The sequence below is a fragment of the Thiohalobacter thiocyanaticus genome (assembly GCF_003932505.1).
Taxonomy (GTDB): domain Bacteria; phylum Pseudomonadota; class Gammaproteobacteria; order Thiohalobacterales; family Thiohalobacteraceae; genus Thiohalobacter; species Thiohalobacter thiocyanaticus.
This window is the reverse complement of the sequence record NZ_QZMU01000001.1, coordinates 477,379-503,379: the sequence shown is the minus strand read 5'-3', so window position 1 is coordinate 503,379 and position 26,001 is coordinate 477,379. Positions and strand designations below refer to the sequence as shown.

Annotated in this window: 19 protein-coding genes and 2 pseudogenes; all 21 read left to right on the top strand. The window is 59.2% G+C overall.

Going from position 1 to position 26,001, the window contains the following annotated elements; translation table 11 throughout:
* Positions 1–20: 20 nt before the first annotated feature.
* A complete protein-coding gene (fliD, locus tag D6C00_RS02400) occupies positions 21–2,045 on the top strand; it encodes a flagellar filament capping protein FliD (protein ID WP_125180143.1) in 2,025 nt (674 codons plus the stop codon).
* A gap of 100 nt (positions 2,046–2,145) precedes the next feature.
* Positions 2,146–2,559: a flagellar export chaperone FliS gene (fliS, locus tag D6C00_RS02395; RefSeq protein WP_125180142.1), complete on the top strand. Its 414-nt coding sequence runs from the start codon at positions 2,146–2,148 to the stop codon at positions 2,557–2,559.
* Positions 2,560–2,746: 187 nt separating this feature from the next.
* On the top strand, positions 2,747–3,049 hold the full coding sequence (locus D6C00_RS02390; RefSeq protein WP_125180141.1) for a flagellar protein FliT: 303 nt from the start codon (positions 2,747–2,749) through the stop codon (positions 3,047–3,049).
* Positions 3,050–3,371: 322 nt separating this feature from the next.
* Positions 3,372–4,829, top strand: coding sequence for a sigma-54 dependent transcriptional regulator (locus tag D6C00_RS02385; protein ID WP_125180140.1), 1,458 nt, complete (start codon positions 3,372–3,374; stop codon positions 4,827–4,829).
* 95 nt (positions 4,830–4,924) lie between these two features.
* Positions 4,925–5,119, top strand: coding sequence for a hypothetical protein (locus tag D6C00_RS02380; protein WP_125180139.1), 195 nt, complete (start codon positions 4,925–4,927; stop codon positions 5,117–5,119).
* A 102-nt stretch (positions 5,120–5,221) separates the two neighbouring features.
* Complete coding sequence (locus tag D6C00_RS02375; protein WP_125180138.1) at positions 5,222–6,418, top strand: sensor histidine kinase; 1,197 nt, start codon at positions 5,222–5,224, stop codon at positions 6,416–6,418.
* Entirely contained in the window at positions 6,415–7,788 is a 1,374-nt protein-coding gene (locus tag D6C00_RS02370; protein ID WP_125180137.1) for a sigma-54-dependent transcriptional regulator, read from the top strand. The genes D6C00_RS02375 and D6C00_RS02370 overlap by 4 nt, the downstream gene beginning before the upstream one ends.
* Positions 7,789–7,867: 79 nt before the next feature.
* Positions 7,868–8,215: a flagellar hook-basal body complex protein FliE gene (gene fliE / locus D6C00_RS02365; protein ID WP_125180136.1), complete on the top strand. Its 348-nt coding sequence runs from the start codon at positions 7,868–7,870 to the stop codon at positions 8,213–8,215.
* Positions 8,216–8,348: 133 nt separating this feature from the next.
* A complete protein-coding gene (gene fliF / locus D6C00_RS02360) occupies positions 8,349–9,941 on the top strand; it encodes a flagellar basal-body MS-ring/collar protein FliF (protein WP_125180135.1) in 1,593 nt (530 codons plus the stop codon).
* Positions 9,934–10,949 (top strand): annotated as a pseudogene (gene fliG, locus D6C00_RS02355) (flagellar motor switch protein FliG). Before fliF ends, fliG begins: the two are co-directional and overlap by 8 nt.
* A 198-nt stretch (positions 10,950–11,147) precedes the next feature.
* Positions 11,148–11,780 (top strand): flagellar assembly protein FliH, encoded by a 633-nt coding sequence (locus D6C00_RS02350; RefSeq protein WP_125180134.1) that lies wholly within the window; start codon positions 11,148–11,150, stop codon positions 11,778–11,780.
* Position 11,781: 1 nt separating this feature from the next.
* Positions 11,782–13,154 (top strand): annotated as a pseudogene (fliI, locus tag D6C00_RS02345) (flagellar protein export ATPase FliI).
* 114 nt (positions 13,155–13,268) lie between these two features.
* Positions 13,269–13,724, top strand: a complete 456-nt coding sequence (gene fliJ, locus D6C00_RS02340; protein ID WP_125180133.1) for a flagellar export protein FliJ — start codon at positions 13,269–13,271, stop codon at positions 13,722–13,724.
* A gap of 199 nt (positions 13,725–13,923) precedes the next feature.
* A complete protein-coding gene (locus tag D6C00_RS02335) occupies positions 13,924–15,165 on the top strand; it encodes a flagellar hook-length control protein FliK (protein ID WP_125180132.1) in 1,242 nt (413 codons plus the stop codon).
* Between the two features lie 110 nt (positions 15,166–15,275).
* Positions 15,276–17,531 carry a putative bifunctional diguanylate cyclase/phosphodiesterase gene (locus tag D6C00_RS02330; RefSeq protein WP_158675256.1) on the top strand — a complete coding sequence of 752 codons (2,256 nt, stop codon included), beginning with the start codon at positions 15,276–15,278 and terminating at the stop codon, positions 17,529–17,531.
* Positions 17,532–17,946: 415 nt separating this feature from the next.
* Positions 17,947–18,828, top strand: a complete 882-nt coding sequence (locus tag D6C00_RS02325; protein ID WP_158675255.1) for an HNH endonuclease — start codon at positions 17,947–17,949, stop codon at positions 18,826–18,828.
* Positions 18,829–18,917: 89 nt separating this feature from the next.
* Positions 18,918–20,081 carry an IS3 family transposase gene (locus tag D6C00_RS02320; protein WP_125180129.1) on the top strand — a complete coding sequence of 388 codons (1,164 nt, stop codon included), beginning with the start codon at positions 18,918–18,920 and terminating at the stop codon, positions 20,079–20,081.
* Between the two features lie 197 nt (positions 20,082–20,278).
* Positions 20,279–22,225, top strand: a complete 1,947-nt coding sequence (locus D6C00_RS02315; protein ID WP_125180128.1) for a hypothetical protein — start codon at positions 20,279–20,281, stop codon at positions 22,223–22,225.
* A 938-nt stretch (positions 22,226–23,163) separates the two neighbouring features.
* Complete coding sequence (locus tag D6C00_RS02310; protein WP_125180127.1) at positions 23,164–23,787, top strand: tyrosine-type recombinase/integrase; 624 nt, start codon at positions 23,164–23,166, stop codon at positions 23,785–23,787.
* Between the two features lie 954 nt (positions 23,788–24,741).
* Complete coding sequence (locus D6C00_RS02305) at positions 24,742–25,095, top strand: hypothetical protein (protein ID WP_125180126.1); 354 nt, start codon at positions 24,742–24,744, stop codon at positions 25,093–25,095.
* A 104-nt stretch (positions 25,096–25,199) separates the two neighbouring features.
* Positions 25,200–25,610 (top strand): hypothetical protein, encoded by a 411-nt coding sequence (locus D6C00_RS02300; RefSeq protein WP_125180125.1) that lies wholly within the window; start codon positions 25,200–25,202, stop codon positions 25,608–25,610.
* Positions 25,611–26,001: the final 391 nt, after the last annotated feature.

Genomic DNA, 26,001 nt, shown 5'->3' with positions numbered 1-26,001 from the left:
GGCAACTAACGAGACGGCAGATGGCAGGCAGCATCACATCAACCGGACTGGGCTCCGGCCTGGATATCGAAAACCTGGTCAGCCAGCTGGTTACCGCCGAGGGGCGGCCCACCCGCCAGCGGCTGGACCGCAACGAGGCCGAGCTTCAGGCCCGCATCAGTGCCTACGGTGCGCTCAAGGGCGCCTTCAGTTCCTTCCAGACCAGCCTGAACTCGCTGACCAGCGTGTCCGGCTTCCAGAGCAAGTCCGCAAGCTCCAGTGACAAGGAGGTGGCGACTGTCACCAGCAGCAATGCCGCAGCCGCCGGCAGTTATGACCTGGAGGTGTTCGAGCTGGCGAAGGCCCAGCGCCTGGTGAGCGATCCCGCCGCCGGCGCCGACTTCACCGCCCTGGACGAGGTGGTGGGTACCGGCAGCCTGTCCTTTTCCTTCGGCACGGTCGGTTATGACGACAATACCGACAGCGTGACCGGCTTCACCCAGGACCCCGACAAGGCCGTGCGCACGGTGGACATCACCGACGGCAGCCTGACCGGCATCCGTGATGCGGTCAATGCCGCCGATATCGGAGTCAAGGCCTCGATCGTCTTCGACGGGACGAATTATCGCCTGGGCTTTGCCGCCGAGGATACCGGTGCGGCTAATGCCATGCAGATCAGCGTCAGCGATGACGACGGCAACGCTACCGATGCCGCCGGTCTGTCGCGGCTGAACTTCAATGAAACGACGAATTTCATGGTCCAGAACCAGGCCGCCCAGGATGCCAGTGCCACGCTCAATGGCGTTGCCATCAGCAGCGCGAGCAATACTCTGGACGAGGCGGTCGAGGGCCTGAGTTTCAACCTCCTGGCCGCGGGCACGACCAGCGTGACGGTCGAGAGCGACCCCGGCGCCATCACCAAGAATGTCGAGGCCTTCGTCAAGGGCTATAACCAGCTTTCATCGACGATGAAACAGTTGAGCGCCTACGATCCCGAAACCGGCCGGGCCGGCATCCTCAATGGTGATGCCTCCCTGCGCGGGCTGGAATCCCGGCTCAATCGCGTTCTGGGCACGCCGCTGGAAGGCGCCGACAGCAACTACCAGATATTGGCGCAGATCGGGATCACCCGTAACGCACGGGACGGGAGCCTGGAGCTGGATAAAGGCGAACTCGAGGCCGCGATCCAGGACAACCCCGAGGCCGTGACCGGCCTGTTCGCCGCCTTCGGGCAGGCCGCCGATGCCCAGGTCGGCTACTTGGGCGCCAGCGAGGACACCCGGCCGGGCGACTATGCCGTGGACATCACCCAGCTGGCCACCCGGGGCCAGCTGAGCGGCGCCCAGGCCGCCAATCTGACCATTACCGCCGGCAGCAACGATACCCTCAACATGAAGGTCGACGGCATCAGTGCCAGCATCACGCTTGCCGCCGGTACCTATACAGCGGCGGAACTGGCCGCCCAGATCCAGTCCCGGCTCAACGGCAGCCAGGACTTCCAGGACAATGATGTGGCCGTGCAGGTCAGCGAGAGCGGCGGGGTGTTGAGCCTGACGTCCGAACGCTACGGCTCGGCCTCGAGGGTGGAAGTGACGGGCGGCAACGCCGCCACCGGCCTGTTCGGTGCCACGCCCGCAAGTACAGATGGCCTGGATGTAGCAGGCACCATCGGCGGTGTGGCGGCCACCGGTTCCGGCCGCACCCTGACCGGCAGCGGGGATGCCGCCGGGCTGAAGCTGGAGATCACCGGCGGGAGCACCGGGGATCGCGGCACGGTCAACTTCACCCGCGGTTTTGCCGATCAACTGAATACCCTGGTGACCGGGCTGCTGGATGACGACAACGGGATGTTCGACCCTCTGACCGAAAGCCTGCGGGAGCGGCTTTCCCGCATCGAGGATGAGCGTCAGGACCTGACTCGCCGGCTGGAAAACCTCGAGGAACGGTACCGGGCCGAATTCAATGCCATGGACCGCATTCTGGGGCAGCTGCAGGGCACCAGTGATTTTCTCACCCGACAGCTGGAAACCATCCCGGTGATCGGACAGAACAACCGCAACAGATAGTGCATGAACCCCCGGGACGGACAGCGGCCCGTCCCTTGTGACCACGCCTCGCCGGAGAGACAAACCGGCAGGCAAAACTGGTAAAAACGGAGTGACATCCATGAGCTACACCGGCACCCATGCAGGACTTCAGCAGTATCGCCAGGTCAACACCCAGGCCCGGATCGAGTCGGCCAGCCCTCATCGGCTGATCCAGATGCTGATGCAGGGTGCCCTGGACCGGATCGCTACCGCCCGCGGCGCGATGGAGCGCGGCGAGATCGCCGCCAAGGGCGAGCAGATCAGCTGGGCCATCTCCATCGTCGGCGGCCTGCGCAGCAGCCTCGATCTGGAAGCCGGCGGCGAGCTGGCCGGCAATCTGCATGATCTCTACGACTACATGGAGCGCCAGCTGCTGCAGGCCAATATCCGCAACGAAGTGGCCCTGCTCGACGAGGTCAGCGGGCTGATCCGGGAGATCAAATCCGCCTGGGACGCCGTCGGCGACCAGCCGCCGCAGGCAGTGGGCGGCTGAGAAGAGCAAGAGCGCCACGGACTACACGGAAAACACGGACATGATATTGGCATTGCCGTGGCGCAATGCGCCCGGCAATGAATCTACATCAGGGCATCCTGACGCTGGTCGATATGACCATGAGTTTCACCTGACTTAATTCTGTGTTTTCCGTGTATTCCGTGGCGCTCTTAAAGAGGTTTAAGCAATGGAACACGAACTGGAACAACTGCTGACGCTGACGGAAACGCTTCATGCCCGGGCCGAGGCCGGGGACTGGGAGGCGGTCGAGCAGAATGGTACCCGGCAGCGGCGGCGGCTGGAGGGCTGGTTCGCGGCCCATGCCGCCACCGGGCTGACGCAGCCGCAGCGGCAACTGCTGGAACAGATCCTCGATTTGAATCGCCGGGTGGGGGAACTGGCGCAGCGCAACCGGGACCGCCTCGGCGCCGACCTGCACGACCTCAGGCGCGGCCGCAGCGGTGCGGCTGCCTACGCCGCCAATTCTTAAAGAGCGCCACGGAATACACGGAAAACACGGAATGTTTGTATGTCATCGCCGTGGCGCTGCACATCAAGCGTACTTTGTCTTTACCCTCCAGCGCCGGGCGATGCAAAAGACTTTGTATTAATATTTTCCGTGTTTTCCGTGTATTCCGTGGCGCTCTTGATCTTTCTTCTCCCGTCGGAATTTTGACATTTCTCCCAAAGGGTGTTTTACTAGCCCGGAATTGCCGGAAAGGGGTCCGGTAAAGACTGACAAAGCCTGGTGCGTCGCTACGCCGTGAAACCACGCAACCAGGCGCAATAAGCGGTTCGGGAGGAATCATCTCATGTCTGCTGATGGCAAGGTCCTCGTTATAGAAGCCGATGCCGAGCGTCGCCAGGATCTCAAGGCGGTGCTCAAGTTCATTGAACACGAACCCGTCATGGTCGAGGATTGCGACCACTGGACGGAGGCCGTGGACGATGCCAGCGATCTGCTGGCGGTACTGGTAGGTAAATGCAAGTCGGACAATGTCTTGGAGAAACTCCTTAAGAGCATACATGACTTCGACGAGCACCTGCCGATCTTCCTGCTGGCAGAGAAGGGCAGGGAGCCGACCGTGGCCATCGACGCCGGCTCCTGCATCCTGGGCCGGATCGAGCTGCCCGCCCGCTACACCCAACTCACCAACGCCATGCACCAGGCCGAGATCTACCGCGAGTCGCGCACCGAGGCCGGGCGCCAGCGGCCGGTGGACCTGTTCCGCAGCCTGGTCGGCAGTAGCCGTGCCATTCAGCAGGTACGCAAGCACATCCAGCAGGTGGCCGACTCCGATGCCAATGTTCTGATCCTGGGCGAGTCCGGCACCGGCAAGGAGGTCGTGGCCCGCAACATCCATTACTATTCCGGCCGCCGCGACGAGGCCTTCGTGCCCATTAACTGCGGCGCCATCCCGCCCGACCTGCTGGAATCCGAGCTGTTCGGCCATGAGAAGGGCACCTTCACCGGTGCCATCAGCGCCCGCCAGGGCCGCTTCGAAATGGCCGAGGGCGGGACCCTGTTCCTGGACGAGATCGGCGACATGAGCCTGCCGATGCAGGTCAAGCTGCTGCGGGTGCTGCAGGAGCGCACCTTCGAGCGGGTCGGCAGCAACAAGCCGATCGATGCGAACGTGCGGGTGATCGCCGCCACTCACCGCAACCTGGAAGAGAACATCAAGGACGGCAGCTTCCGCGAGGATCTGTTCTACCGTCTCAACGTCTTCCCCATCGAGATGCCGCCCCTGCGCGAGCGGGTGGAGGACATCCCGCTGCTGGTCAACGAGCTGATCCGCCGCATCGAGCACGAAAAGCGCGGCTCGGTGCGCCTGACCTCCGGCGCCGTCATGGCCCTGTGCCAGTACAACTGGCTGGGCAATGTGCGCGAGCTGGCCAACCTGATCGAACGCATGGCCATCCTGCACCCCTTCGGCGTGGTGGACGTGGGCGATCTGCCCGAGAAGTTCCAGACCGAGGCCGCGTTGAGCAGCGTGCGCGAACAGCAGGAATCCGGCCAGCAGCCGGCCTTCAGCGACGAACTGGTGCTGACCCCGCCGCCGATCGAGTACCAGGAACCGCGCCTGCCGCGCAGCGGCATCGATCTGAAGGAACACCTGAGCAACCTGGAGCAGTCCTTCATCAAGCAGGCCCTGGACGATGCCGGCGGCGTGGTCGCCCACGCCGCCAAGCGCCTGGGCATGCGCCGCACCACCCTGGTCGAGAAGCTGCGCAAGTACGGCCTGCAGCGCGGCGAGGTGGCGTCCTGAATTTATAAAGATCAAGATCAGGAGCGCTACGGAATACACGGAAAGCACGGAAGTTATTCATTGAAATAATCCTTGGCAGCTCGGATTAATCCGTCATGCCGGCGAAGGCCGGCACCCATGTATCCGAATACCTCTGGATCCCGGCCTTCGCCGGGATGACGAAAGAGGTAACCAGGGCCTGCCCAGATCAATGCCAGGCGCGGAGCGCCACGGCGATGACATACAAATTTTCCGTGCTTTCCGTGTATTCCGTGGCGCTCTTTTCAATGGTTTTACCGCCGCTGTTTTGACGCCCTTCTTTTTCAGCCTTTCTAACTTACTGAATAAAAACAACTAGTCATTTCAGGCATGCATGTTGCAATCGCTTCGGCACAACGTCGAACGGACAGCACATGGCCGCAGCATCCACACAACCCGACCCGCAACAGCTCCAGGAGGCCTTCCAGGCCTTCAACCGCATGTCGTCGGCGCTGGAGCACAGCTACCGTGAGCTGGAACAGCAGGTGGCTGGACTGAACCGCGAACTGGCCGCCAGCCGCTCCGAGCGGCTGCAACTGGCCGACCGGCTGGAGACCCTGATCGATGCCCTGCCGGGCGGAGTGCTGGTGCTGGACGCCGACGGCCGCATCAGCGAATGCAATCCCATGGCGCAGGCACTGCTGGGCGATGACCTGGTGGGTACGGACTGGGACAGTGTTCGCCGGCGTTGCTTCGATACCGCCGGCAGCGACGGCCACGACATCCGCCTGCACGACGGGCGCTGGATCCGTATCTCCGACCGGCCGCTGGATGCCGCCGCCGGCCGTATCCTGCTGATCAACGAAATCACCGAGACCCGCCGCCTGACCGAGGCGCTCAATCGCCAGCAGCGGCTGTCGGCCATGGGCGAGATGCTGGCAGGGCTGGCGCACCAGCTGCGCACCCCGCTGTCTGCCGCCCTGCTGTATGCCTCGCAGCTGACCGGGATGGATGGCGCCGATACCCGGCCGCAACTGCTGGGTGGCCGGATTGTCGAGCGCCTGCGACACCTGGAACGCATGGTCAACGATATGCTGGTCTTCGCCCGCGGCGGCCAGGGCGGGGAGGCCGGGGCCATCCCGCTCGGACACCTGCTGGCCGCGTTGGAACAGACACTGGAGCCGCAGCTGGCCCCGGTCGACTGGCACTGCGACTGCGACGATCCCGAGGTGCCGGTCCAGGGCGACGAGACCGCACTGGTGGGGGCCCTGTCCAACCTGGTCATCAATGCCCTGCAGGCCGCGGTGCAGATACCTGTTATCCGGGTGAAGGCCGAAAGCCTGGCCGATGGCGCGGTGCTGATCCGCATCAGCGACAACGGCCCGGGCATTCCCGCCGAGCTGCGCGAACACATCTTCGAACCCTTCTTCACCACCCGCTCCGGCGGCACCGGACTGGGTCTGGCCGTGGTCAGGGCCACTGTCGAGGCCCACCGCGGCGAGATCAGCGTCCAGTCCGAAGCCGGTTCCGGTACCACCTTCAGCCTGCGTCTGCCGCCGGCGCCGCTGGCCGGCGCCCTGCCCAGCACCGCGGCCGGTGCGGACGACAACACCCAAGGAGTCCAAGCATGAATGAAGCCACGGTAATGATCGTCGAGGATGATCCCGCCCTGCGCGACGCCCTGTGCGACACCCTGGCGGTGGCCGGCTACCGGGCCGCGCCGGTCGGTGACGGCCGGGCGGCGCTGGAACTGCTGGAGCGCGAATCCGTGGGGATGGTCGTCAGCGACGTGAACATGCCGGAGCTGGACGGCCAGCAGCTGCTGGAGCGGATCCGCGGCAGCCAGCCGGCTCTGCCGGTGGTGCTGATGACGGCCTATGGCACGGTGCAGAAGGCGGTCGAGGCCATGCGCGCCGGTGCTGCGGATTATCTGCTCAAGCCCTTCGATGCCGCGGCCCTGGTGGAACTGGTGCGGCGCTATCTGCCCGAGGCTGCCCGGCCCGACGACGGCGTGGTGGCCCAGGAGGCACGCACCCGCGAACTGCTCGGCCTGGCCGAGCGGGTGGCCAATACCGACGCCACCGTGATGATCACCGGCGAGTCCGGCACCGGCAAGGAGGTCTTCGCCCGCTACGTGCACGAACAGTCACCGCGCCGTGACGGCCCCTTCGTCGCCATCAACTGCGCGGCCATCCCCGAGAACATGCTGGAAGCGGTGCTGTTCGGTTACGAGAAGGGCGCCTTTACCGGCGCCTACCAGGCCCGCCCGGGCAAGTTCGAACAGGCCCGCGGCGGCACCCTGCTGCTGGACGAGATCTCGGAGATGGACCTGGGCCTGCAGGCCAAGCTGCTGCGGGTGCTGCAGGAGCGCGAGGTCGAACGCCTCGGCGGCAAGCACCCCATCGAGCTCGACGTGCGGGTGCTGGCCACCTCCAACCGGGTCATGCGTGAGGAGGTCGCCGCCGGTCGCTTCCGCGAGGACCTGTTCTACCGGCTCAACGTCTTTCCCCTGCACCTGCTGCCGCTGCGCGAGCGGCCGCGCGACATCCTGCCCATCGCCCAGCGCCTGCTGGAGCGTCACACCCCGGCCGGCCGGAGTGTGCCGACACTGTGCCCGGACGCGGAGCAGCAGCTGCTGGCCTATCAGTGGCCGGGCAATGTGCGCGAGCTGGAAAACGTGCTGCAGCGCGCCATCATCCTGATGCGCGGCGACTGCATCGAGGCCGCAGAGCTGCACTTCGAGGCCGAGCAGATGACCGTCTCGGCCGGTATCCAGGCACCGCCGGGGACGGAGCGTCAGACCGCCGCCGCGGCCGCGCCGGTCGCTGCCGAGGAGGACCTGAAGGAGGAACTGCGCAACCGCGAGCACCGGCTGATCATCGAGGCGCTGGAGGCTGCCGGCAGCCGCAAGGCCGCCGCCGAGCAGTTGGGCATCAGTCCGCGCACCCTGCGCTACAAACTGGCCCGGATGCGGGATGCCGGCATCCCCATCCCGGGTTGAAGCTGGCCCGGTTTCTGCATCATTCCGGGCCCGATGCCGGGAAAATTGAACCTTGCGATCCGTTGCGGAGTAACAGGACATGAGTGAGATCGACGTCAACCAGCTGCTCAACCAGATGCGGGTCATGGCCCAGGCCAGCCAGGCCGGTGCGACCGGTGGCGCCGAGGCCGCGGCCGGGCCGGAGGCCGCCGAAGGCGGGCAGGGCGTGGACTTTTCCGCCATGCTCAAACAGTCCATCGACACCGTGAACCAGTATCAGCAGACCTCGGGCGACATGTCGAAGGCCTTCGTGACCGGCGACCCCAACACAAACCTGAGCGACGTCATGATCGCCATGCAGAAGGCCAGCGTGTCCTTCGAGGCCATGACGCAAGTGCGTAACAAGCTGGTCGAGGCCTACCAGCAGATCATGAACCTGAGTGGCTGATTTAAATTTGATTCGTTATTGCGAGGCGCGTAGCGCCGCGGCAATCTCCAACCGGCAGAGCCCGAATTACGAGATTGCCACGCTGCGCTCGCAATGACGGAACCCCGAACCTGACAACAGAGCGACGACGACAATGGCATTGGTACCCGCTGCATCGAATTCCGGCTTCGCCGGCCTGCCCGCCTGGCGCCAGATGGCCTTCATGGTGGTGCTGGCCGCGGGCGTGGCGGTCGGGGTCGCCGCCTTCTTCTGGTTGCGCACCCCGACCTATACCGTGCTCTACAGCAATCTGGCTGAGCGTGATGTCACCCAGGTGATGGATGCCCTGCAGCAGAACGGCATCCCGCACAAGCTCGACCAGGGCAGCGGCGCGCTGATGGTGCCCGCCGGCGAGGTGCACAATGCGCGCCTCAAGCTGGCCGCCGAAGGCCTGCCCGAATCCGGCGTGGCCGGTTTCGAGCTGCTCAAGGAGGATCAGGGTTTCGGTACCAGCCAGTTCATCGAGAACGCCCGCTACCAGCACGCCCTGGAAGGCGAGCTTTCCCGCACCGTGGCCGCGTTGCGCAACGTCAAGGAGGCACGGGTGCATCTGGCCCTGCCCAAGCGCAGCGTGTTCGTGCGCCGCCAGGAGCCGCCCACCGCTTCGGTGGTGGTGCACATGTATTCCGGCCGCAGCCTGAACGAGGGCCAGGTCGCTTCGGTGGTGCACCTGGTCGCTTCCAGTGTGCCGCACCTGAATCCCGACAATGTCACCGTGGTCGACCAGAACGGCAATCTGCTCAACTCCCAGCAGTCCTCGGAGTTCGGCATGACCAGTACCCAGTTCTCCTATAACCGGAAACTGGAGGAAACCTACACCAAGCGCATCCTCAGCCTGCTCGAACCGATGGTGGGCAACAACGGGGTGCGCGCCCAGGTGGCCGCGGAGCTGGACTTCAGCCAGACCGAGCGCACCGAGGAGACCTACAACCCGGACCTGCCGGCACTGCGCAGCGAGCAGGTCAGCGAGGAGCAGATGGGCGCGGGCGGGGCCGCTGCCGGCGTGCCCGGCACCCTGGCCAATACGCCGCCGGGGCCGCAGGCCGAGGGCGCGGGGCTGACTCAGTCCAACAGCAGCCGGCGCAGCACCCGCAATTACGAGCTGGACAAGACCATCAGTCACACCAGGCTGGCCACCGGCACCATCCGCCAGCTGTCCATTGCCGTGGTGATCGACGACAAGCGGGTGCCGGGTCCGGACGGCTCGGCCACAAGCGAGCCCTGGAGCCAGGAGGAACTGGACAAGTTCACCACCCTGGTGCGCGAGGCGGTGGGCTTCGATGCCCGCCGCGGCGACAGCGTGCAGGTGATCAACGCCGCCTTCCAGCAGGCGCCGGCGCCCGAGCCCCTGCCCGAGCCCTCGCTGTGGGAGCAGGCCTGGGTGTGGGATGCGCTCAAGCAGACCGCCGGCGTCCTGGTGGTGCTGATCTTCTTCTTCGGTGTGCTGCGCCCGATCATGCGCAGCCTGGCCGACCGCGGCCGCCATGATCAGCAGGGCATGGTGCCGGCGATGGAGGGCGCGGATATGAACAACCCCGAGGCCCTGGCGGCCGCGGCCGGGCAGGGCGCACTGCCGCGGCCGGCCCAGGCCTACGAGGAGCAGATGGGTAACGCCCGCAATCTGGTCTCGCAGGATCCCAAGCGGGTGGCACAGGTGGTCAAGAACTGGGTGAAGGACGATGGCTGACAATACACCGGCCAGGCTCAACGGCGCCGAGCGCGCCGCGATCTTTCTGATGTCGCTGGGCGAGGAGAACGCCTCGCAGGTGCTCAAGCACATGGGCCCCAAGGAGGTCCAGCGCGTCGGCGCGGCCATGGCGACCATGACCAATGTCTCGCGCGAGCAGGTCGAGCACGTGCTGGGCGATTTCATGGAGACCTACGACAACCAGACCAACCTGGGCGTGGGCTCGGAGGAGTACATCCGCAAGGTGCTGGTCGACGCCCTCGGCGAGGACAAGGCCGGGACCATGGTCGACCGCATCCTGCTCGGCCACAATACCAAGGGACTGGAGGCGCTGAAGTGGATGGATGCGCGTGCCGTGGCCGAACTGATCCGGCTGGAGCATCCGCAGATCATGGCCATCGTGCTGTCCTACCTGGATTCGGACCACGCCGCCGAGGTGGTGGGATTCCTGCCCGAGCGCATGCGGGTGGACGTGCTGCTGCGCATCGCCACCTTGGACGGCATTCAGCCGGCCGCGCTGCAGGAGCTGGACGAAATCATGGAGCGCCAGTTCAGCGGCAACCAGAACAGCATCCAGTCCTCCGGCGTCGGCGGCGTGAAGTCCACCGCCGATATCCTCAATTTCATCGACAGCTCGATGGAGGCCGAGATCATGGACATGATCAAGGACGCCGACGCCGAGTTGGGCCAGCAGATCCAGGACCTGATGTTCGTCTTCGACAACCTGGTCGATGTCGACGACATGGGCGTGCAGGCGCTGCTGCGCGAGGTCTCCTCCGAGACGCTGATCTCGCGCTCAAGGGTGCCGACGAAGGGGTCAAGGAGAAGATCTTCAAGAACATGTCCAAGCGCGCCTCCGAGATGCTGCGCGACGACCTGGAGGCCAAGGGCCCGGTGCGCGTCAGCGAAGTCGAGACCGCGCAGAAGGAAATCCTCGCCATCGCCCGGCGCATGGCCGAGGCCGGCGACATCACCCTCGGCGGCAAGGGGGCGGAGGAATATGTGTGATGAGCCTGACATCCCGGTTCAGGAATTTTACGTCATTGCGAGGCGCGCAGCGCCGCGGCAATCTCGTAATGCAGAGGCATCCGGTTACAGATTGCCGCGCTTCGCCCATAGAATCCCTACGGGCTTCATTATGGGTACCCCACCCTTCGGGTCTGGGCATCGCAATGACGAAGTGGATACTATGACAGGCGTCAGCTCATGAACACAAAGGTCATTCCCAGCGAACAACTCCACGGGATCGACGACTGGACCCTGCCGGATATCTCCGATCCGCAGGCCCGCGACGATGCCGCCAGCCACATGACCGCACGCCAGCTCGAGGAGCTGCAGCGCGAGGCGCGGGCCGAGGGCTTCGCGCAGGGCCGCAGGGAAGGCCTGGCCGCCGGGCAGAAGGAAATCCGCGCCCGGGTGCATGAACTCAATCACCTGATGCAGACCCTGGCCCGGCCCCTGGAGCAGCTGGACGAGACGGTGGAGCAGGAGTTGGTCGACCTGGTGGTGCTGATCGCCCGCCAGCTGATCCGGCGCGAACTCAGGACCGAGCCGGGCGAGATCCTGGCGGTGATCCGCGAGGCCATGGCGCTGCTGCCGCTGGCGGCGACCAACGTGCGCCTGCTGCTGCATCCCGAGGATGCCGAACTGGTGCGCACCAACCTGTCAATGAACAGCGAGGAACAGGCCTGGAAGGTGGTCGAGGACCCGGTGATCGCCCGCGGCGGCTGCAAGGTGATCTCGGATACCTCCCAGATCGACGCCACGGTGGAGAACCGGCTCAATGCCGTGATCTCCCGCCTGCTGGGCGGCGAACGCGCCGACGACGCGGAGCAGTGACATGAGCGTGGCCAGCCTCGATCCCAACCGCAACCCGCTGTGGCAGCAGCGCCTGGGCCGCTACGGCGAACGTCTGGCCGAACCGGTGCCGCTGGTGGTCGAGGGCCGGTTGACCCGCATGGTGGGGCTCACCCTTGAGGCGGTCGGCTGCCAGACCGCCATCGGCGGACGCTGTCTGATCGTCAACCCTGACGGCAGCGAGATCGAGGCCGAAGTGGTCGGCTTCGCCGGCGAGAAACTCTATCTCATGCCCATCGGTGACCTGCAGGGCCTGGCGCCCAATGCCCGGGTGATCCCGACCAACCGCGCCTGCGAGGCACCGGTGGGTCCGCATCTGCTCGGGCGGGTGCTGGACGGCGCCGGCCGGCCGCTGGACGGGCGGGGCCCGCTGCAGGCCGAGGAACGTACACCCATCACCGGGCGGCTGATCAACCCGCTGGGGGCGCGCGCCCATCCGCGAGCCGCTGGACGTGGGCGTGCGCTCCATCAACTCCCTGCTTACCGTCGGCCGCGGCCAGCGCATGGGCCTGTTCGCCGGTTCCGGAGTGGGCAAGAGCGTGCTGCTGAGCATGATGACGCGCTACACATGCCGATGTCATCGTGGTGGGGCTGATCGGCGAACGCGGTCGCGAGGTGGTGGAATTCGTGCAGAACAACCTGGGCGAGGAGGGCCTGGCCCGCTCGGTGGTGGTGGCCACGCCGGCCGACACCTCGCCGCTGATGCGCATGCACGGCGCCATGCTCGCCACCAGCATCGCCGAGTACTACCGTGATCAGGGCATGCAGGTACTGTTGCTGATGGACTCGCTGACCCGTTTCGCCCAGGCCCAGCGCGAGATCGCCCTGGCCATCGGCGAGCCGCCGGCCACCAAGGGTTATCCGCCCTCGGTGTTCGCCAAGCTGCCGCAGCTGGTCGAGCGCGCCGGCAACGGCAGGCCCGGCGGCGGCTCCATAACAGCGTTTTACACTGTGCTGGCCGAGGGCGATGACCAGAATGACCCCATCGCCGACGCCGCCCGCGCCATCCTCGACGGCCACATCGTGCTGTCGCGCGAGCTGGGCGAGTCAGGCCATTATCCGGCCATCGACATCGAGGCCTCGATCAGCCGCGCCATGACCGAGATCACCGACGATACCCACATGCAGACGGCGCGCCGCTTCAAGCAGCTCTATTCCACCTATCAGCGCAACCGCGATCTGATCAATGTCGGTGCCTACCAGAAGGGCTCCGATCCGCGGGTGGACGAGGCGATTCACTACCAGCCGCGGCTGATGCAGTTCCTGCGTCAGGGCATGAACGAGCGCGTCTCGCTGGTGGAGAGCCTGGATGATCTGGAGCAGCTGCTGGGCAAGGCCCTGGCCACGACCCAGTAGCTTCCTGGTGCAGGATGGGTAAAGCGTAGCGTAACCCATCGCCTGGCCGCGCAGCGATGGGTTACGCTACGCTTTACCCATCCTGCATGAATCACAAACAACGAATAAGATTCGATGACCCGCTCCAAACGCATCAAACCGGTCGTGGACGTGGCCGAACGCCGGGAACAGGAACAGGCCCGGCGGCTCGGTGCCGCCCAGCGCGAACTGGAACAGCAGCGCCAGCAGCTGGATCAGCTGATCCAGTACCGGGACGAATATGCCCGCCAGTTCGAGAATGCCGGCAACACCGGACTGTCGGTGGCACGCCTGCAGGATTATCGCGTCTTTCTCGCCCGCCTCAACCAGGCCATCGATCAGCAGCGTCAGCGCATCAGTCAGAGCGAGCAGGCCTGTGAACAGCAGCGCCAGCACTGGCTGGCCTCGCGCACCCGCGCCCAGGCCCTGGACAAGGTGGCCGACCGTTACCGCGAGGAAGAGAACCAGGCGCAGGAGCGCCGGGACCAGACCGAGAGCGACGAGTTCGCCCTGCAGCGGCATCAGCGCAACAAGGACAGGGACCGGTCCTGAAGTTCAAGAGCGCCACGGAATACACGGAAAGCACGGAAGTTTTGTTTGTCATCGCCAGGGCGCTGCGCGCCCGGCGATGAAACCAAAGCTTCTGGGTTGAAACCTTTCCGTGTATTCCGTGGCGCTCTTGATTCTTACCGGTTGGCACGCTGCTTGCTCCATGGAGGGTGCAAGGTTTGATTAACCAAGGAGACCGAACATGGCCGAACTGCCGGTAAGCCCCGTCAAGGTTCAGCCCGTCCCTGCCAAGGCCTCCGGCCAGGGCCCGGCGAGGCAGTCGGAAAGTGCTGATTCCGATAGCAAATCCCCGAGTTTTTCCAGCGAGCTGAACAAGCGTATGGACAGCGACAAGGCCGGCGGTGAAAGCCGCACAGCCGAGGCCCGGCAAGGCCGGGCGGCAAATGGGGGCCAGCCGGGGGAGGCCGGGACGGGCAAGACCTTGCCGGCCGAAGGCGGCGCCGATCAGGCCCGCGCCGAGGCCGCCGAGGCGCAGCAGGCCCGGGAGGAGGCCGGACTGGCGGCCCTGCTGAATACCGACGGCGCGGACGGCGATGCCGACAGTCTAGAGCAGACCGAGGTCTCACCGCTGGCGCTGGCCCAGATGCTGCTCGATGCCGCGCCCGGCAGATCAGGCGAGGCCGCCGCCTCGGGTCAGGCGCTGAAGGCCGATACAGCCCGGCAGCTGCCGGATACCGCCCGGATGCTGACCCAGGGCGGCAGCCAGCCTCCGCTCGCTCAGGCTGTCCAGGATAGCCTGCAGGATGGCGAGCTGTCGGCGGATCTGTTCCGCCAGTTCATGGCCCGCGGCGGTGAGCAGCGCGCCGAGACCGCTGCCGCCCAGCTGGCCCAGCTGGCCGCGCGCAATCCGGATGCCGCCGGCCTACAGCGGCTGGCCTCCACCGAGGCGATGTTCAGCCACGCCACGCCCGGACAGGGCATGGCGCAGACCGCCCAGCCCAATCCCGCCGGCAGCCAGCCGGCCCTGCCCACCACCCAGATCCCGCTGCCCATGCAGCATCCGCAGTGGGGTGATGCCCTGAGCGAGAAGGTGATGTGGATGACCAACCAGAAACTGCAGGGTGCGGAGATCAAACTCAATCCGCCGCAGCTCGGTCCGATCGAGGTGCGCGTATCACTGAACAATGATTCGGGCCAGTCGCAGGCGCAGGTCAACTTCACCGCTCAGCACGCACTGACACGCGATGCGCTGGAATCCGCGCTGCCGCGGCTGCGTGAGATGTTCAATGCCAATGGCGTCGATCTGGTCGATGTGAACGTCTCCGACCGTTCCTTCGCCGAACAGGACCGGGATACGGCCCAGGCGCAACAGCAGCAGTTCATGGCCGGTCTGGGTGAAACCGTCGATGGCGAGGAGGGGCTGCAGGGAGTGTCGGCAAAGATTACACAATTGCCTGATGGCATGCTTGATCTGTTCGCCTAACTTTTTGTTGCAGAATGCATTTGGTTGTCGGAAGGCCGACAGTGTGCACAATGGAATAAATGGCTAACTTACGCGTACTCATAATAAGAACAGCCTGGAAAGACAGGACGATGGCCGGAGGCAGAAGGCAGCGTAACAAAACCGCGAATACGCATACCATCCCGAATGAACAAGCCGGTACCCGGGAACGCGAACTTCGCAAGGACTTCTACTATGTGCTGCAGATGGACAGCGCAGAGTCGGAAGTGCTCGCCCGTTATCAGACCCTGCTGAGCCAGGGCGCGGCACAGTTCGCCGAATCCTACTACAACTATCTGTTCGACAATCCCAGCATCGCCGACGTTCTGTACAGCTATGAGAACGACGGCGGCGATGTCGGCGACCTGGTGCGCAGCCAGCTCAATCAGCTGCTGCGCATCATCGGGCCGCTGGAGGACGGGGATCTCATCCGCATCGGTCACCTGCACCAGCAGCGCGGCGTCAAGCCGGTCTGGCTGATCGGCGCCTACCGGCTCTATCTCAATCACCTGCTGAAACTGATCGGCGAGATGCCCGGCCTGAAACCGGACGAGCGCAGTGCCCTGGAGAACGCGTTGGTCAAACGCGTATTCCTGTTCATGGGCCTGATGATCGAAGGCCACCTCGACCGGCTGCAGCAGTCGCACGCGGTTGACCTGACCCAGCACAACGGCGAGCTCGAGCGCATGCAGCAGCTGCTGTCCAATATCCCGCAGCTGATCTGGTCCTATGACGTGCCCGGCGCCTGCCTGCAATACCTCAACCCGCCGGCCAGGGTCCTGTGCAACGGCAAGGGCGAGGGCCCGATCCCCTGCCTCATGGCCATCCACGAAGACGACCGCGCCAAGGCCGAGGCCGCCTGGCAGCAGGCCATGGACGGCCAGCCGGCCGAGGCCGAGGTGCGGCTGCAGGGGCGTGGCAACTCACAGGCCTGGCACCGGCTCAGCCTGTACCCCTTCCGCCAGCGCCGCCGGGTGGTGCGCATCGACGCCATCCTGGACGACATCACCCGTCAGCACGAAAACCTGGAGCGGCTGGAGCACCTGGCCACCACTGACGAGCTGACCGAGCTGGCCAACCGCACCCTGTGGCAGGATCGGGTCAATCAGGCCCTGGCGCAGGCGCGGCGCGATGAACGCCAGTCGGTGGTGCTGATGCTGCTGGATCTGGACCACTTCAAGGTGCTCAACGACACCCTGGGCCACCAGGCCGGCGATGACCTGCTGTGCCAGGTGGCTCAACGCCTGTGCGGCGTGCTGCGCGACTCCGATACCCTGGCCCGGCTGGGCGGGGACGAGTTCGGCGTGCTGATGCCGGCGGTCGAGGATCCGGTCCGGGCCGGCGAACAGGTGGCGGGCAAGATCCTGGAATGCTTCAGGGCGCCCTACAGCCACGGTGGCGAGCACCTGTACTTCAGCACCTCCATCGGCATCGCCCACGCCCCGCAGCACGGCAGTGATGCCGATACGCTGCTCAGTCATGCCGATATCGCCATGTATCAGGCCAAGCGCAACGAGCTGGGCTTTGCCTTCTACGAACCGGGTGTGGCGGCCGCCTCGACGGCGCAGCTGCAGTTCTCCACCCAGCTGCGTCATGCCCTGGAGCGCAACGAGTTCGAGCTGCATTACCAGCCCAAGGTCGACATCGCCTCGCATCAACTGTGCGGTGCCGAGGCCCTGCTGCGCTGGCGGCATCCGCAGCAGGGCCTGGTGCCGCCGGGCGGCTTCCTGGCGATGGCCGAGCAGATCGGCCTGATGGCACCCATCACCAACTGGGTGCTGGTCACCGCCCTGCGCCAGTGCAAGGCCTGGCAGGAGGCCGGCATCCACATCCCGGTCTCGGTCAACCTTTCCACCCGCACCTTCCAGACCCCGCGGCTGCTGGAGCGCATTGAATGGGCGCTGCAGGAGGCCGGCGTCCCCGGCGACTGCCTGGAAGTGGAAGTCACGGAACAGACCCTGATGAAGGACCTGGACCAGGGCGCCGAACTGCTGCGCAAGCTGCATGATCTCGGCGTGCACGTGGCCATCGACGATTTCGGCACCGGCTATTCCTCCCTCTCGCGGCTGCGCCACCTGCCGCTCAATACCCTCAAGATCGACCGCTCCTTCCTGAGCGAGCGCGCCTCGCGCGAAGACGACCCCGTCATCGTGCGCTCCATCATCGACCTCGGCCACAACCTGGGCCTGCAGGTACTGGGCGAAGGCGTGGAGAACGACACCGCCTGGAACCTGCTCGAATCCCTCGGCTGCGACGCCGTGCAGGGCTATCACGTCAGCCAGCCGCTGCCGGATCAGCGCTTCTCCAGCTGGATTCAGGATGGCGGCTGGTCCAATCGGGTTCAGTGACACCCACCACACGAAATTGTCCGGCTGCTTTCTGCCCATCAACAATGTGATTAAACGGAAATCCGGCCATTCAGCCGGAAACACATCAGTTATGAAATGGCGAGCGCTGGTATTCGGGAAGAGGAGAGTCAGTTATCGGCACATAGCGGCCTTTCGCGACCAGGCTATGGGAATCAGCCTATCATCAATGTGTCGCTGAATTAGCCGCTTGGAAGGTGGAATTGGCGGCTTATCACGATTCGGACGAAGTGAGCTAATCAATCGTATCCTATTGATATATATGTATGTTTATATGAATGTGCCCAGCAAGATGCACCAGAATACACGTCATCGTGAGTATTACATGATGGGCCGAATCCTCACTATTTAAAATAATACATTTTCCGTCTAACATAGAGTTATGGTGATAACTTGCATGCTGATTTCTACCAGGGTTTCAATCTGGAGGGCTAATAATCAACTCTGCCTATACTGTGGCGATCCGATTAAGTACCGTGATCTCGAAATTGACCACCTTATTCCTGATTCAACAAGTGAAATTGAGCTTGCTCGGTTAATTGGTGTCCTAGGGCTGCCCAAAGAATTCAGCTTGAATGGCGCAATTAATCTTGTTCCGTCTCATCATGACTGCAATAGAAAAAAGCGAGCCACTCAGTTCAATGAAGCAACGCTCCGGTACTACCTGGGGATTTGGGGCGAGAAACAAGTAAAGATTATAGAGGAAAAGAGCAAGTTCGAGCGCTCGGCTGAGCGAGACGATATTTTGGCCAAGCTTACGCGCCAAGTAGAAGCAGGCGCCATATCTCGAGAAGAGGTCGAAGGTTTGCTTAAGTCAATACGAACTCCCGATGAGCGTACTGCGCTATCACCACTGGTCCTTTCTTTTAGCAGGTTGTGCAACGATCTCAAAGTTGCTGAGATGGCTCAGAGTGAATTAATAGATAAGCTGCGCATCACCTTTCAGCGGCCATTGATTCTAGCAGAACCATACACTTTTACCGGGGAGTCTTTATCTGTTCGATTGGCCATCTGGAATTTTGATATCGACAGGCTTGATCCAGTAGATTTGAGCGATTGGGAGTTACTTGATGTTGAACCCGCGTATAAACTCTACGGCGATAATTCTGCTGAGGCTCTGGGAGACGCTATTAACGATACTTACAATATTTTTTATGCAGAAAAATATGGCTGTCCAAAATGCGGGGGAAAGGTTGTGATGTCTGGTAGTGCCAGTGAGTCAGGTGAGTTTGCGATAGGAGCCTGCCAACAATGTGGCTGGGAAGACTACGATTCTTGAGAAACGCCCTAACAAGGCGCCGCAGCCCGACTGATCCTGCCCCGAAATAATTGACACCTCTTTGAACTGAGCTATCAAAGAGGTGGAACATGAAAAGGAAAGAAAAGCACACATTCTATAATTTTCAATTCAAGCATACGGCGGTTACGATCACCAATCACCCAAATATACAGTCCATCGACGTTGCCGAGGCACTGAGCATCCACCCCATTATGCTCTACCGGTGGCGCCAGGAGATGCGGGAGGGGAAATTGGACAATAATGATCAGGAGGCGCGTTCTCGGGACAAACTTCTCCAAGCTGAGAAAAAGATCAAGAAGTTAGAGAAGGAATTGCGGCAGGTCAGGGATGAAAACGCAGTGCTAGAAGGCAGAGAGGGTATTCCCGGGAAAAAAGTAGATGCCTTCCGGTTCATCGAGCAGCATGTCAAACGAAGCTCCGTAGCTGCTCTGTGCCGGAAGTTGGGTGTTACCCGTGGCGGGTTCTATGCTTGGCGCAATCGAGGTCAATGCCAACGCCGTGTGGAAGACGAGGCACTGCTTGAACAGATCATCCAGGTGCACCGTAAGAGCCAGGGCCGCTACGGTTATCCCAGGGTGCACCAGGCGCTGCGCCAGAATGATATTTTATGTGGGCGTAACCGCGTCGCTCGGCTCATGCGCGAAAATGGTATTGCCGCCAAGATGGCGCGTCGCTTTCGGCGGCACCGTCACCGGCACCACCTGTTTCGGGATAGCACCAACTTGTTGCTGGACCGGGAACCGACAACGGGTGCGAACCAGGTCTGGGTAGGAGATATCACATTTATCAGCGTAGATGGGAAGTGGTCATATCTGAGCACGGTAATGGATCGGCATACGCGCCAGATTATCGGTTGGAGCTTTGCAAAGGACCGGTCTGCCGCCCTGGTTCGAGAGGCGCTCCTGATGGCAGTGCAAGCCCATGCACCGACAGCTGATACCATATTTCATTCGGATCAAGGCTGCGAGTACGCCTCAAAGGAATATCGTCGGGTGCTTGAATCATTTGGGTTGCGGGTGAGCATGAGCCGAAAAGGACACTGCTGGGACAACGCCTATATGGAATCATTTTTTCATACTCTGAAGACAGAGATGATCTACTTCCAGAAATTCAAAACCCTGGAAGAAGCGACGGCCTACATTATCGATTACGTTCGTTTTTATAATAGCGAGCGTTTACACTCTGGCCTGAACTACAGAACTCCCGACTGGGCAGCAAGCGAAGCAGCATGACGGGTGTCAATTATACTGGGGTAATATCAGACGCAGCTATGCTGCGCGGCTGTACTTAAACGTTGAGTGTCTAAAAATATAAGTCTACTAGCGCCCCAAAGCTGGCACTCAGAAACCATGGTTTATCTACACAATCCAGAAAAAATTGCCAATTCCGGGGGGGGGGGAGGTATATGAACATAATGTCAGTATTACCAATGCGCATTGCTATCATTTTACTTCTGGCGATGTTCTCTTTATCCGGTTGTTCTGGAAAATATGAAGCAGAACTCGATAAGCTGGTAGAAACGTACAATAAAGTCAAAAAACCCATCAATATTGATGAGCTGACGAGCAGATCACTCAGGCAGAACTATGTCAACATCAAAAACATGGATCAAGCCAATATCTGGCTAAGGCATGATGCCAGTCATTTTAACACAGCAATCGCACAATCCCTTGAAAAGGAAAAAAAGGAGAAAGAATCCCCGCTGAATTCGGTCAAATTGGAAGGCACTATTCTGAAACAGCAGGCCATTATGGTTAGCGTACTGTTGGAGGAATTTTACGATAAGAATGTGAAAGTAAAGGTGACGGGAAATCTGGATATTTATGCAGTACCGACCATCAAGAGTGGAAATGTTGTCTTTACAATCGTCGCTTCTGATTTGTCCCTTAAACGTCTACACCTCGTGGATAAGGACTTCACTGCTGAAAATGACCCACTCACTGTCGCATTGGTTGATGAAACCATTAACGCACTACTGCCATACCTCAGTAATCTGATACCCGAAGCTAATGTATTCGATAAATCATTCCGCCTGGCCGATATCAATCCCGCAGACTTATTTGAAGGTATAAGATGCATGAAGCCATCTGGCGAACCAAGACGGGTGGTTGCAGACGTAGTGCAAAGCGCCGTCGTCGTCAGCCCGTCTGGGATTGATGTTATTGCATTTGCCGCATCAAGATTGATACAGCCTGAAGACACTCAAGTGAATTTGATAAGTGCTCAACACAGCACACGTCCCATACCGACAGCGGTGCTTATTGCCGAAGAGGTGGCAGCATTAAAAGCGCGTTCCTTCGATGCAAATGATTCTAAGGTGCAAGACGCCTTCAAACAGCCCAACTATGCCATTGCTGGAGACTTCTTAATCGAATCTGCCTTTAATCTCCTCGGTGATAACCTCGATTACAGTGTTGCGGGCACACCCTGCGTTGAGCCCATACCGATCGATACAAAAATCGAAGCATCCAAGGTATCGGAAAACTGTAAGCGGATAGCCAACTGCCGTGATGCTAACAGCAATAGGTTAACATGCGACAGTGCTGACAACTGTAAAAATGGACTGCATTGCCCCACGGGATGTAAATGGCATCAGCTTGATTGTCATGCTAGAAAAGCGGCCTGCGAGACACAGAAGTCTGCCAGGATACTCGCATGCTATACAGTCAAAGGCGTGAGTAAAGGTGTATGCGAAACAATAAAAACCGTAGCTAACACTGCATGTGCGGCTGTGAATGCAGAAGAATTGCTTAATTACCCCGTAGATTGTGGAATAGGCGCCACACTCGGTGCAGACAATATGGGGCATCTAACCGGAACGCTTGAGGCTTCACCTAAGGAATCGATAATAACCATAGAACGAGTGGTAACGACATCCAGTCTGGATAACCTCCAAGCTGTAGTTAAGGCAAATTTAGCTACCCAGATAGCAGGCAATGTAAAATTAACCCCAACCGGCCCATTGGGCAGCATGCTCACGTGCACACTCCCCACAGTCATAAACGTGAAACATGACGCCACGTTCGATGGCTATGTAGTGTTAAATGCGTCCATGACAGGTATTGAAGTGAATGATGATAACGTCTCAACGCACCATTACAAGCTACATGAAGCCAAGCTTAAAGTAAAACTGGATAAATCCATACTGGAAGGGCTTTTGCTGCGTAATCCACACTTTATCGAGGCTTGTCCTGGTGCCACATTGATTGGCCTGATAGATTCTGCAACAGGCGGGGATAGTGGTAAAAACACGATGGAACTTAAGATCGACGCAACGATATTCGATGTCGAAGTACAGCCGATAATCTGGAAATACCGTGACATTGATTATCGTGTGCCAGTAGTGATTGGCCGTATGAAACCAAGCGAAAATTAGCAGCATATATCAAACTTTGCACGTGAGTATTACTTCCGCCATCAATTCTTCTAAAAGGATTGCATCGATTGAATATAGGCGCGCAGGTTATGGTATTCCTCATAGAATGGCCGGTATCATCTATTCAAAATATTATGCGTTATCATAGTCAGAACACAACAAGTAATTGAAGCGGACGTAATAAACACGCAGCTTAGCATGCGCGTTAATTTCGCTTCTGATCACGATGCCACCATCCTGTGAAAGGTGATGATGTCACCGGCGCAGGGTCAAGAGGCTGGGCTGGCCCGGGGCGGCATTCGGCACATAGCGGAATTCTGGCTAAAGGATTGGCTAAATGGTAAAAATACTCCTTATCAGTCATATTGAAAATCTATGATGTGGCTAGATTCTACTAAACCTAATATTTCAGAGTAAAACAATAAATTTACAATCACCTGCTTATGATAAAAATAACATACAAATCCATGCTACTCGTATTTTGTATTTCTACACTATTTTCTTCATGCGGGTGTCAGAGAGATGATCTGCGTACTATTTCTATATACGAAGACTTCAGAAAGAACGTGGTGCTAGATGAATTAGAAAGAAAAAATATACCGTTTGAACTAAATGACGAGCAAATATGGTTTTCCGAGAAAAATCGAAATCATGTTGAAGCCATATTTGATTATGCAATGTCTTTGAAGTCTTTCAGTTTTTCGAAACCAGATGACAAAGATGAGTTTATTAAGAAACTTCGAGACAATCAGATTCGATTTAATCAAGTTTTTAATGATTCGTTGTATAAGGTATTTGTAGAAAATAAAGACTTCGAAACAGCTAGTCGCATTTTCAAGCAATCATTTGAATAGCTGTTGCTATTTGTTGGTAGCGAAACGAGCACTGAAGAGTTGATCCATACTCCCGTTCCATCCATCTACATAGGAGGAACGGCTATGGAAATGCTCACTTACAGTCCGCAGCCAGCTCCCTGGAATAAGGGCAAACTCGTAGGTCAGAAGGCTCCTCTGAAAATCAGGGACATCTGGGCGATTCGCATCCGGCTGCAAATATCGCAGCGATACCGCGATCTGGCACTATTCAACTTGGCGATCGACAGTAAATTGCGGGGCTGTGATCTGGTTCGCCTGCGCGTCCGGGATGTCTCGCACGGTGGCCACATAGCCGCCCGAGCGATTATCATGCAGCAGAAGACCCAGCAGCCGGTCCGATTCGAGATTACCGAAGTCACGAGGGACGCCCTGAGCAGATGGATTGCCGTGCGAGGGCTGAGGACGGATGATTTCCTGTTTCCCAGCCGTCGCCGAGGCTCCCCGCACATTACGACGCGCCAATATGCTCGGATAGTCCACTCTTGGATCGCGGAGATCGGGCTGGACCCGACCGACTACGGGACTCACTCGCTGAGGCGGACCAAGGTCACACCGATTTACCGGCGGACCAGGAACCTCAGAGCGATACAGCTTCTGCTGGGGCACACTAAGCTGGAGAGCACGGTCCGATATCTCGGTATCGAGGTGGACGACGCGCTTGAGATGGCGGAGCAGACCGAGGTCTAGTGGGCCCTACCGCTGGAGACGACCGCCTCGTCGGCGGTCGTTTTCCGGCACAAAACGGACCTCTGCGGCCGACCCGATGCGTATTCCGCATATCATCATTACATCACTGAATTGTGTGGACTGCCTTCGGCAGCCTATTACGATACGAAACTACCCAAACCATGCTGCGCGATGCTACTGATCACCATGATTAATTAGTAGAATATTGCGGATTGGATGCGTTACGATATGCCAAATTGGGAATACTGAATGATAGGCAGAATCCGCACTATTACTAGTAATATGTTTTCCATATAAGAGAGTGTCAGGTTCTTATGGAATCAGATATGGGCCAATATTGGACCGTATTAATCAGCATAGCGACTGGAGCGGCGGGCTACTTGTTAGTCACGTTTTGGTTGCAGCCGATTTTGCGGTACCGATCTATTAAGTACCGAATAATTTCCGATTTGTTCTTTTATGCCAATGCGGTTAATGCTGATGGTCTGAATGAAGAAATGAGGGAGAGAATGAATCAGCGGATTCAGGCGGATCGAAGAAACTCATCGGATCTTGAAGCTTGTTATCCCATTTTGCCGTGCTGGTACAAATGGTATCTCAATAGGATGGGGGAGAATATAGAGAAAGCCGCTGAGGAACTTCTTCGGCTATCAAATACTTTCGACGATATGAAAGCTGGGGGCTCTGTAGATAGAATTAAGAAATATCTCCGAATCAATACTGAGCGAATATGAATCTATCAATAACATCAGAAAAACGTTCGCTATCGCTCACTGAGGGCCACCGTGTCATGGTCACCGTGTCAGGTCTTGCAATACGACAAACGAATGTTTGATTGCAAGACCTGACCCCGTTTACGGACCTGACCCGTTTACGCCGTTTACGCCGTTTACGTTTATGTATGTGTTTTCACTAGGCCCCACAAGTTTCACGATAGCCATATAGACTTACATCATGTCCATTACAAAAATACTGTTAATTTATTCGTTGTTGGTACTCGTATCAGGTTGCAACCCTAAGAGCGAGGAAAACAAACAATCTAATGACTCTAATTTGAGCCCTGAACAAATTGCATGTGTACAGAAGGTGTTTCAAATACAGGTTGAGCAAGAAGAGAAATTTGTATCGCTCAGTGTTCAAGCAATGCAAGAAAACAAATCTGACATTCCGTTACAAATCTTAGAGCGGCGGAGCAACGAAAAACTTTGCATGTTGGAGCTCCAATGTTACGGGACTCAAGAGCCTATGGTTCAGGGCTTAATATTCGGAGAGTGCTTAAAAAGAATGGAGCAAGAGAGTAATGGCTAATAAGCACATCAAGGCGCCCTTCGGGCTGGGGCGCTCCGCTTCGCTGCGCGCCCCTTATGTTTGCCGTTATGCGCTTTAAATGGATGCGCAGGGGAGATAGATAATTGAAGAAAATAATCATAACCGCACTTTTGTCAATATGTGTATTCCACGAACCTGTTTCAGCCGAGATGATTATTGATTTGTCCTGCGATGTTTCTGGCTTAAAGATAAATGGAGAAACATCAAAAAGCGGCTTTATCGAGAAAATATATGTAAATCATTCAGTAAGCGAAGATGGCTGGGGAATAAGCAAGAGTGAAATAACCTCAGATGGAAAAAAGATAGAATCAACATTAATTGATCTTAAAAAGGACTACGCAGTTTTATCCTATTCAGCAACAGTAGGTAGCGGCTTTAACAAAACTCTCTTAGTTTTCAACTATGTGTTGGATTTACAAGCTATGGAGCTGACGAGAACCATCACAAGCCTTCCTAAAGGCATGGAAGAACGAACAACTGGAAAATGTAAATAGAGTGCGCACGTATCTTTGTTGGTCATTCAGAGTTCGTAAGACGCATAACAAGTAAATTAATTACGCGCCTATCAGTGACGGGCACGCAAAAACCGTGAGCCGGTTATTGAGGCGTTACTTCCGCTTCTGGTCGAAATCTGGCGTCCTTCCCGCCAAGGTAAGTTAAACGGTTCACTGTGATTTGAGCCGGATTGCATTATGCAGCAGCTGCGAGCAGAGGCGTCCGGCTGGTACATTACATCGTGATACTCCCTCGTCCCGAAAGTCATGTCCTTGAACGTCCAGGTTGATCGGGGTTTTTCCACGATGGCCCGTAGGAGCGGAGGCCGGGTAAAGCTTGGCAGTCAATCCCTTTCTGTTCTATTTAAAGGCAGGGTCCCCATGCCTTGTT

What these genes read in the sequence shown, in the direction of transcription:
- fliD (WP_125180143.1), top strand. Translation starts at nt 21, where the DNA reads ATGGCAGGCAGCATCACATCAACCGGACTGGGCTCCGGCCTGGATATC.
- fliS (WP_125180142.1), top strand. Translation starts at nt 2,146, where the DNA reads ATGAGCTACACCGGCACCCATGCAGGACTTCAGCAGTATCGCCAGGTC.
- D6C00_RS02390 (WP_125180141.1), top strand. Translation starts at nt 2,747, where the DNA reads ATGGAACACGAACTGGAACAACTGCTGACGCTGACGGAAACGCTTCAT.
- D6C00_RS02385 (WP_125180140.1), top strand. Translation starts at nt 3,372, where the DNA reads ATGTCTGCTGATGGCAAGGTCCTCGTTATAGAAGCCGATGCCGAGCGT.
- D6C00_RS02380 (WP_125180139.1), top strand. Translation starts at nt 4,925, where the DNA reads ATGCCGGCGAAGGCCGGCACCCATGTATCCGAATACCTCTGGATCCCG.
- D6C00_RS02375 (WP_125180138.1), top strand. Translation starts at nt 5,222, where the DNA reads ATGGCCGCAGCATCCACACAACCCGACCCGCAACAGCTCCAGGAGGCC.
- D6C00_RS02370 (WP_125180137.1), top strand. Translation starts at nt 6,415, where the DNA reads ATGAATGAAGCCACGGTAATGATCGTCGAGGATGATCCCGCCCTGCGC.
- fliE (WP_125180136.1), top strand. Translation starts at nt 7,868, where the DNA reads ATGAGTGAGATCGACGTCAACCAGCTGCTCAACCAGATGCGGGTCATG.
- fliF (WP_125180135.1), top strand. Translation starts at nt 8,349, where the DNA reads ATGGCATTGGTACCCGCTGCATCGAATTCCGGCTTCGCCGGCCTGCCC.
- D6C00_RS02350 (WP_125180134.1), top strand. Translation starts at nt 11,148, where the DNA reads ATGAACACAAAGGTCATTCCCAGCGAACAACTCCACGGGATCGACGAC.
- fliJ (WP_125180133.1), top strand. Translation starts at nt 13,269, where the DNA reads ATGACCCGCTCCAAACGCATCAAACCGGTCGTGGACGTGGCCGAACGC.
- D6C00_RS02335 (WP_125180132.1), top strand. Translation starts at nt 13,924, where the DNA reads ATGGCCGAACTGCCGGTAAGCCCCGTCAAGGTTCAGCCCGTCCCTGCC.
- D6C00_RS02330 (WP_158675256.1), top strand. Translation starts at nt 15,276, where the DNA reads ATGGCCGGAGGCAGAAGGCAGCGTAACAAAACCGCGAATACGCATACC.
- D6C00_RS02325 (WP_158675255.1), top strand. Translation starts at nt 17,947, where the DNA reads ATGCTGATTTCTACCAGGGTTTCAATCTGGAGGGCTAATAATCAACTC.
- D6C00_RS02320 (WP_125180129.1), top strand. Translation starts at nt 18,918, where the DNA reads ATGAAAAGGAAAGAAAAGCACACATTCTATAATTTTCAATTCAAGCAT.
- D6C00_RS02315 (WP_125180128.1), top strand. Translation starts at nt 20,279, where the DNA reads ATGCGCATTGCTATCATTTTACTTCTGGCGATGTTCTCTTTATCCGGT.
- D6C00_RS02310 (WP_125180127.1), top strand. Translation starts at nt 23,164, where the DNA reads ATGGAAATGCTCACTTACAGTCCGCAGCCAGCTCCCTGGAATAAGGGC.
- D6C00_RS02305 (WP_125180126.1), top strand. Translation starts at nt 24,742, where the DNA reads ATGTCCATTACAAAAATACTGTTAATTTATTCGTTGTTGGTACTCGTA.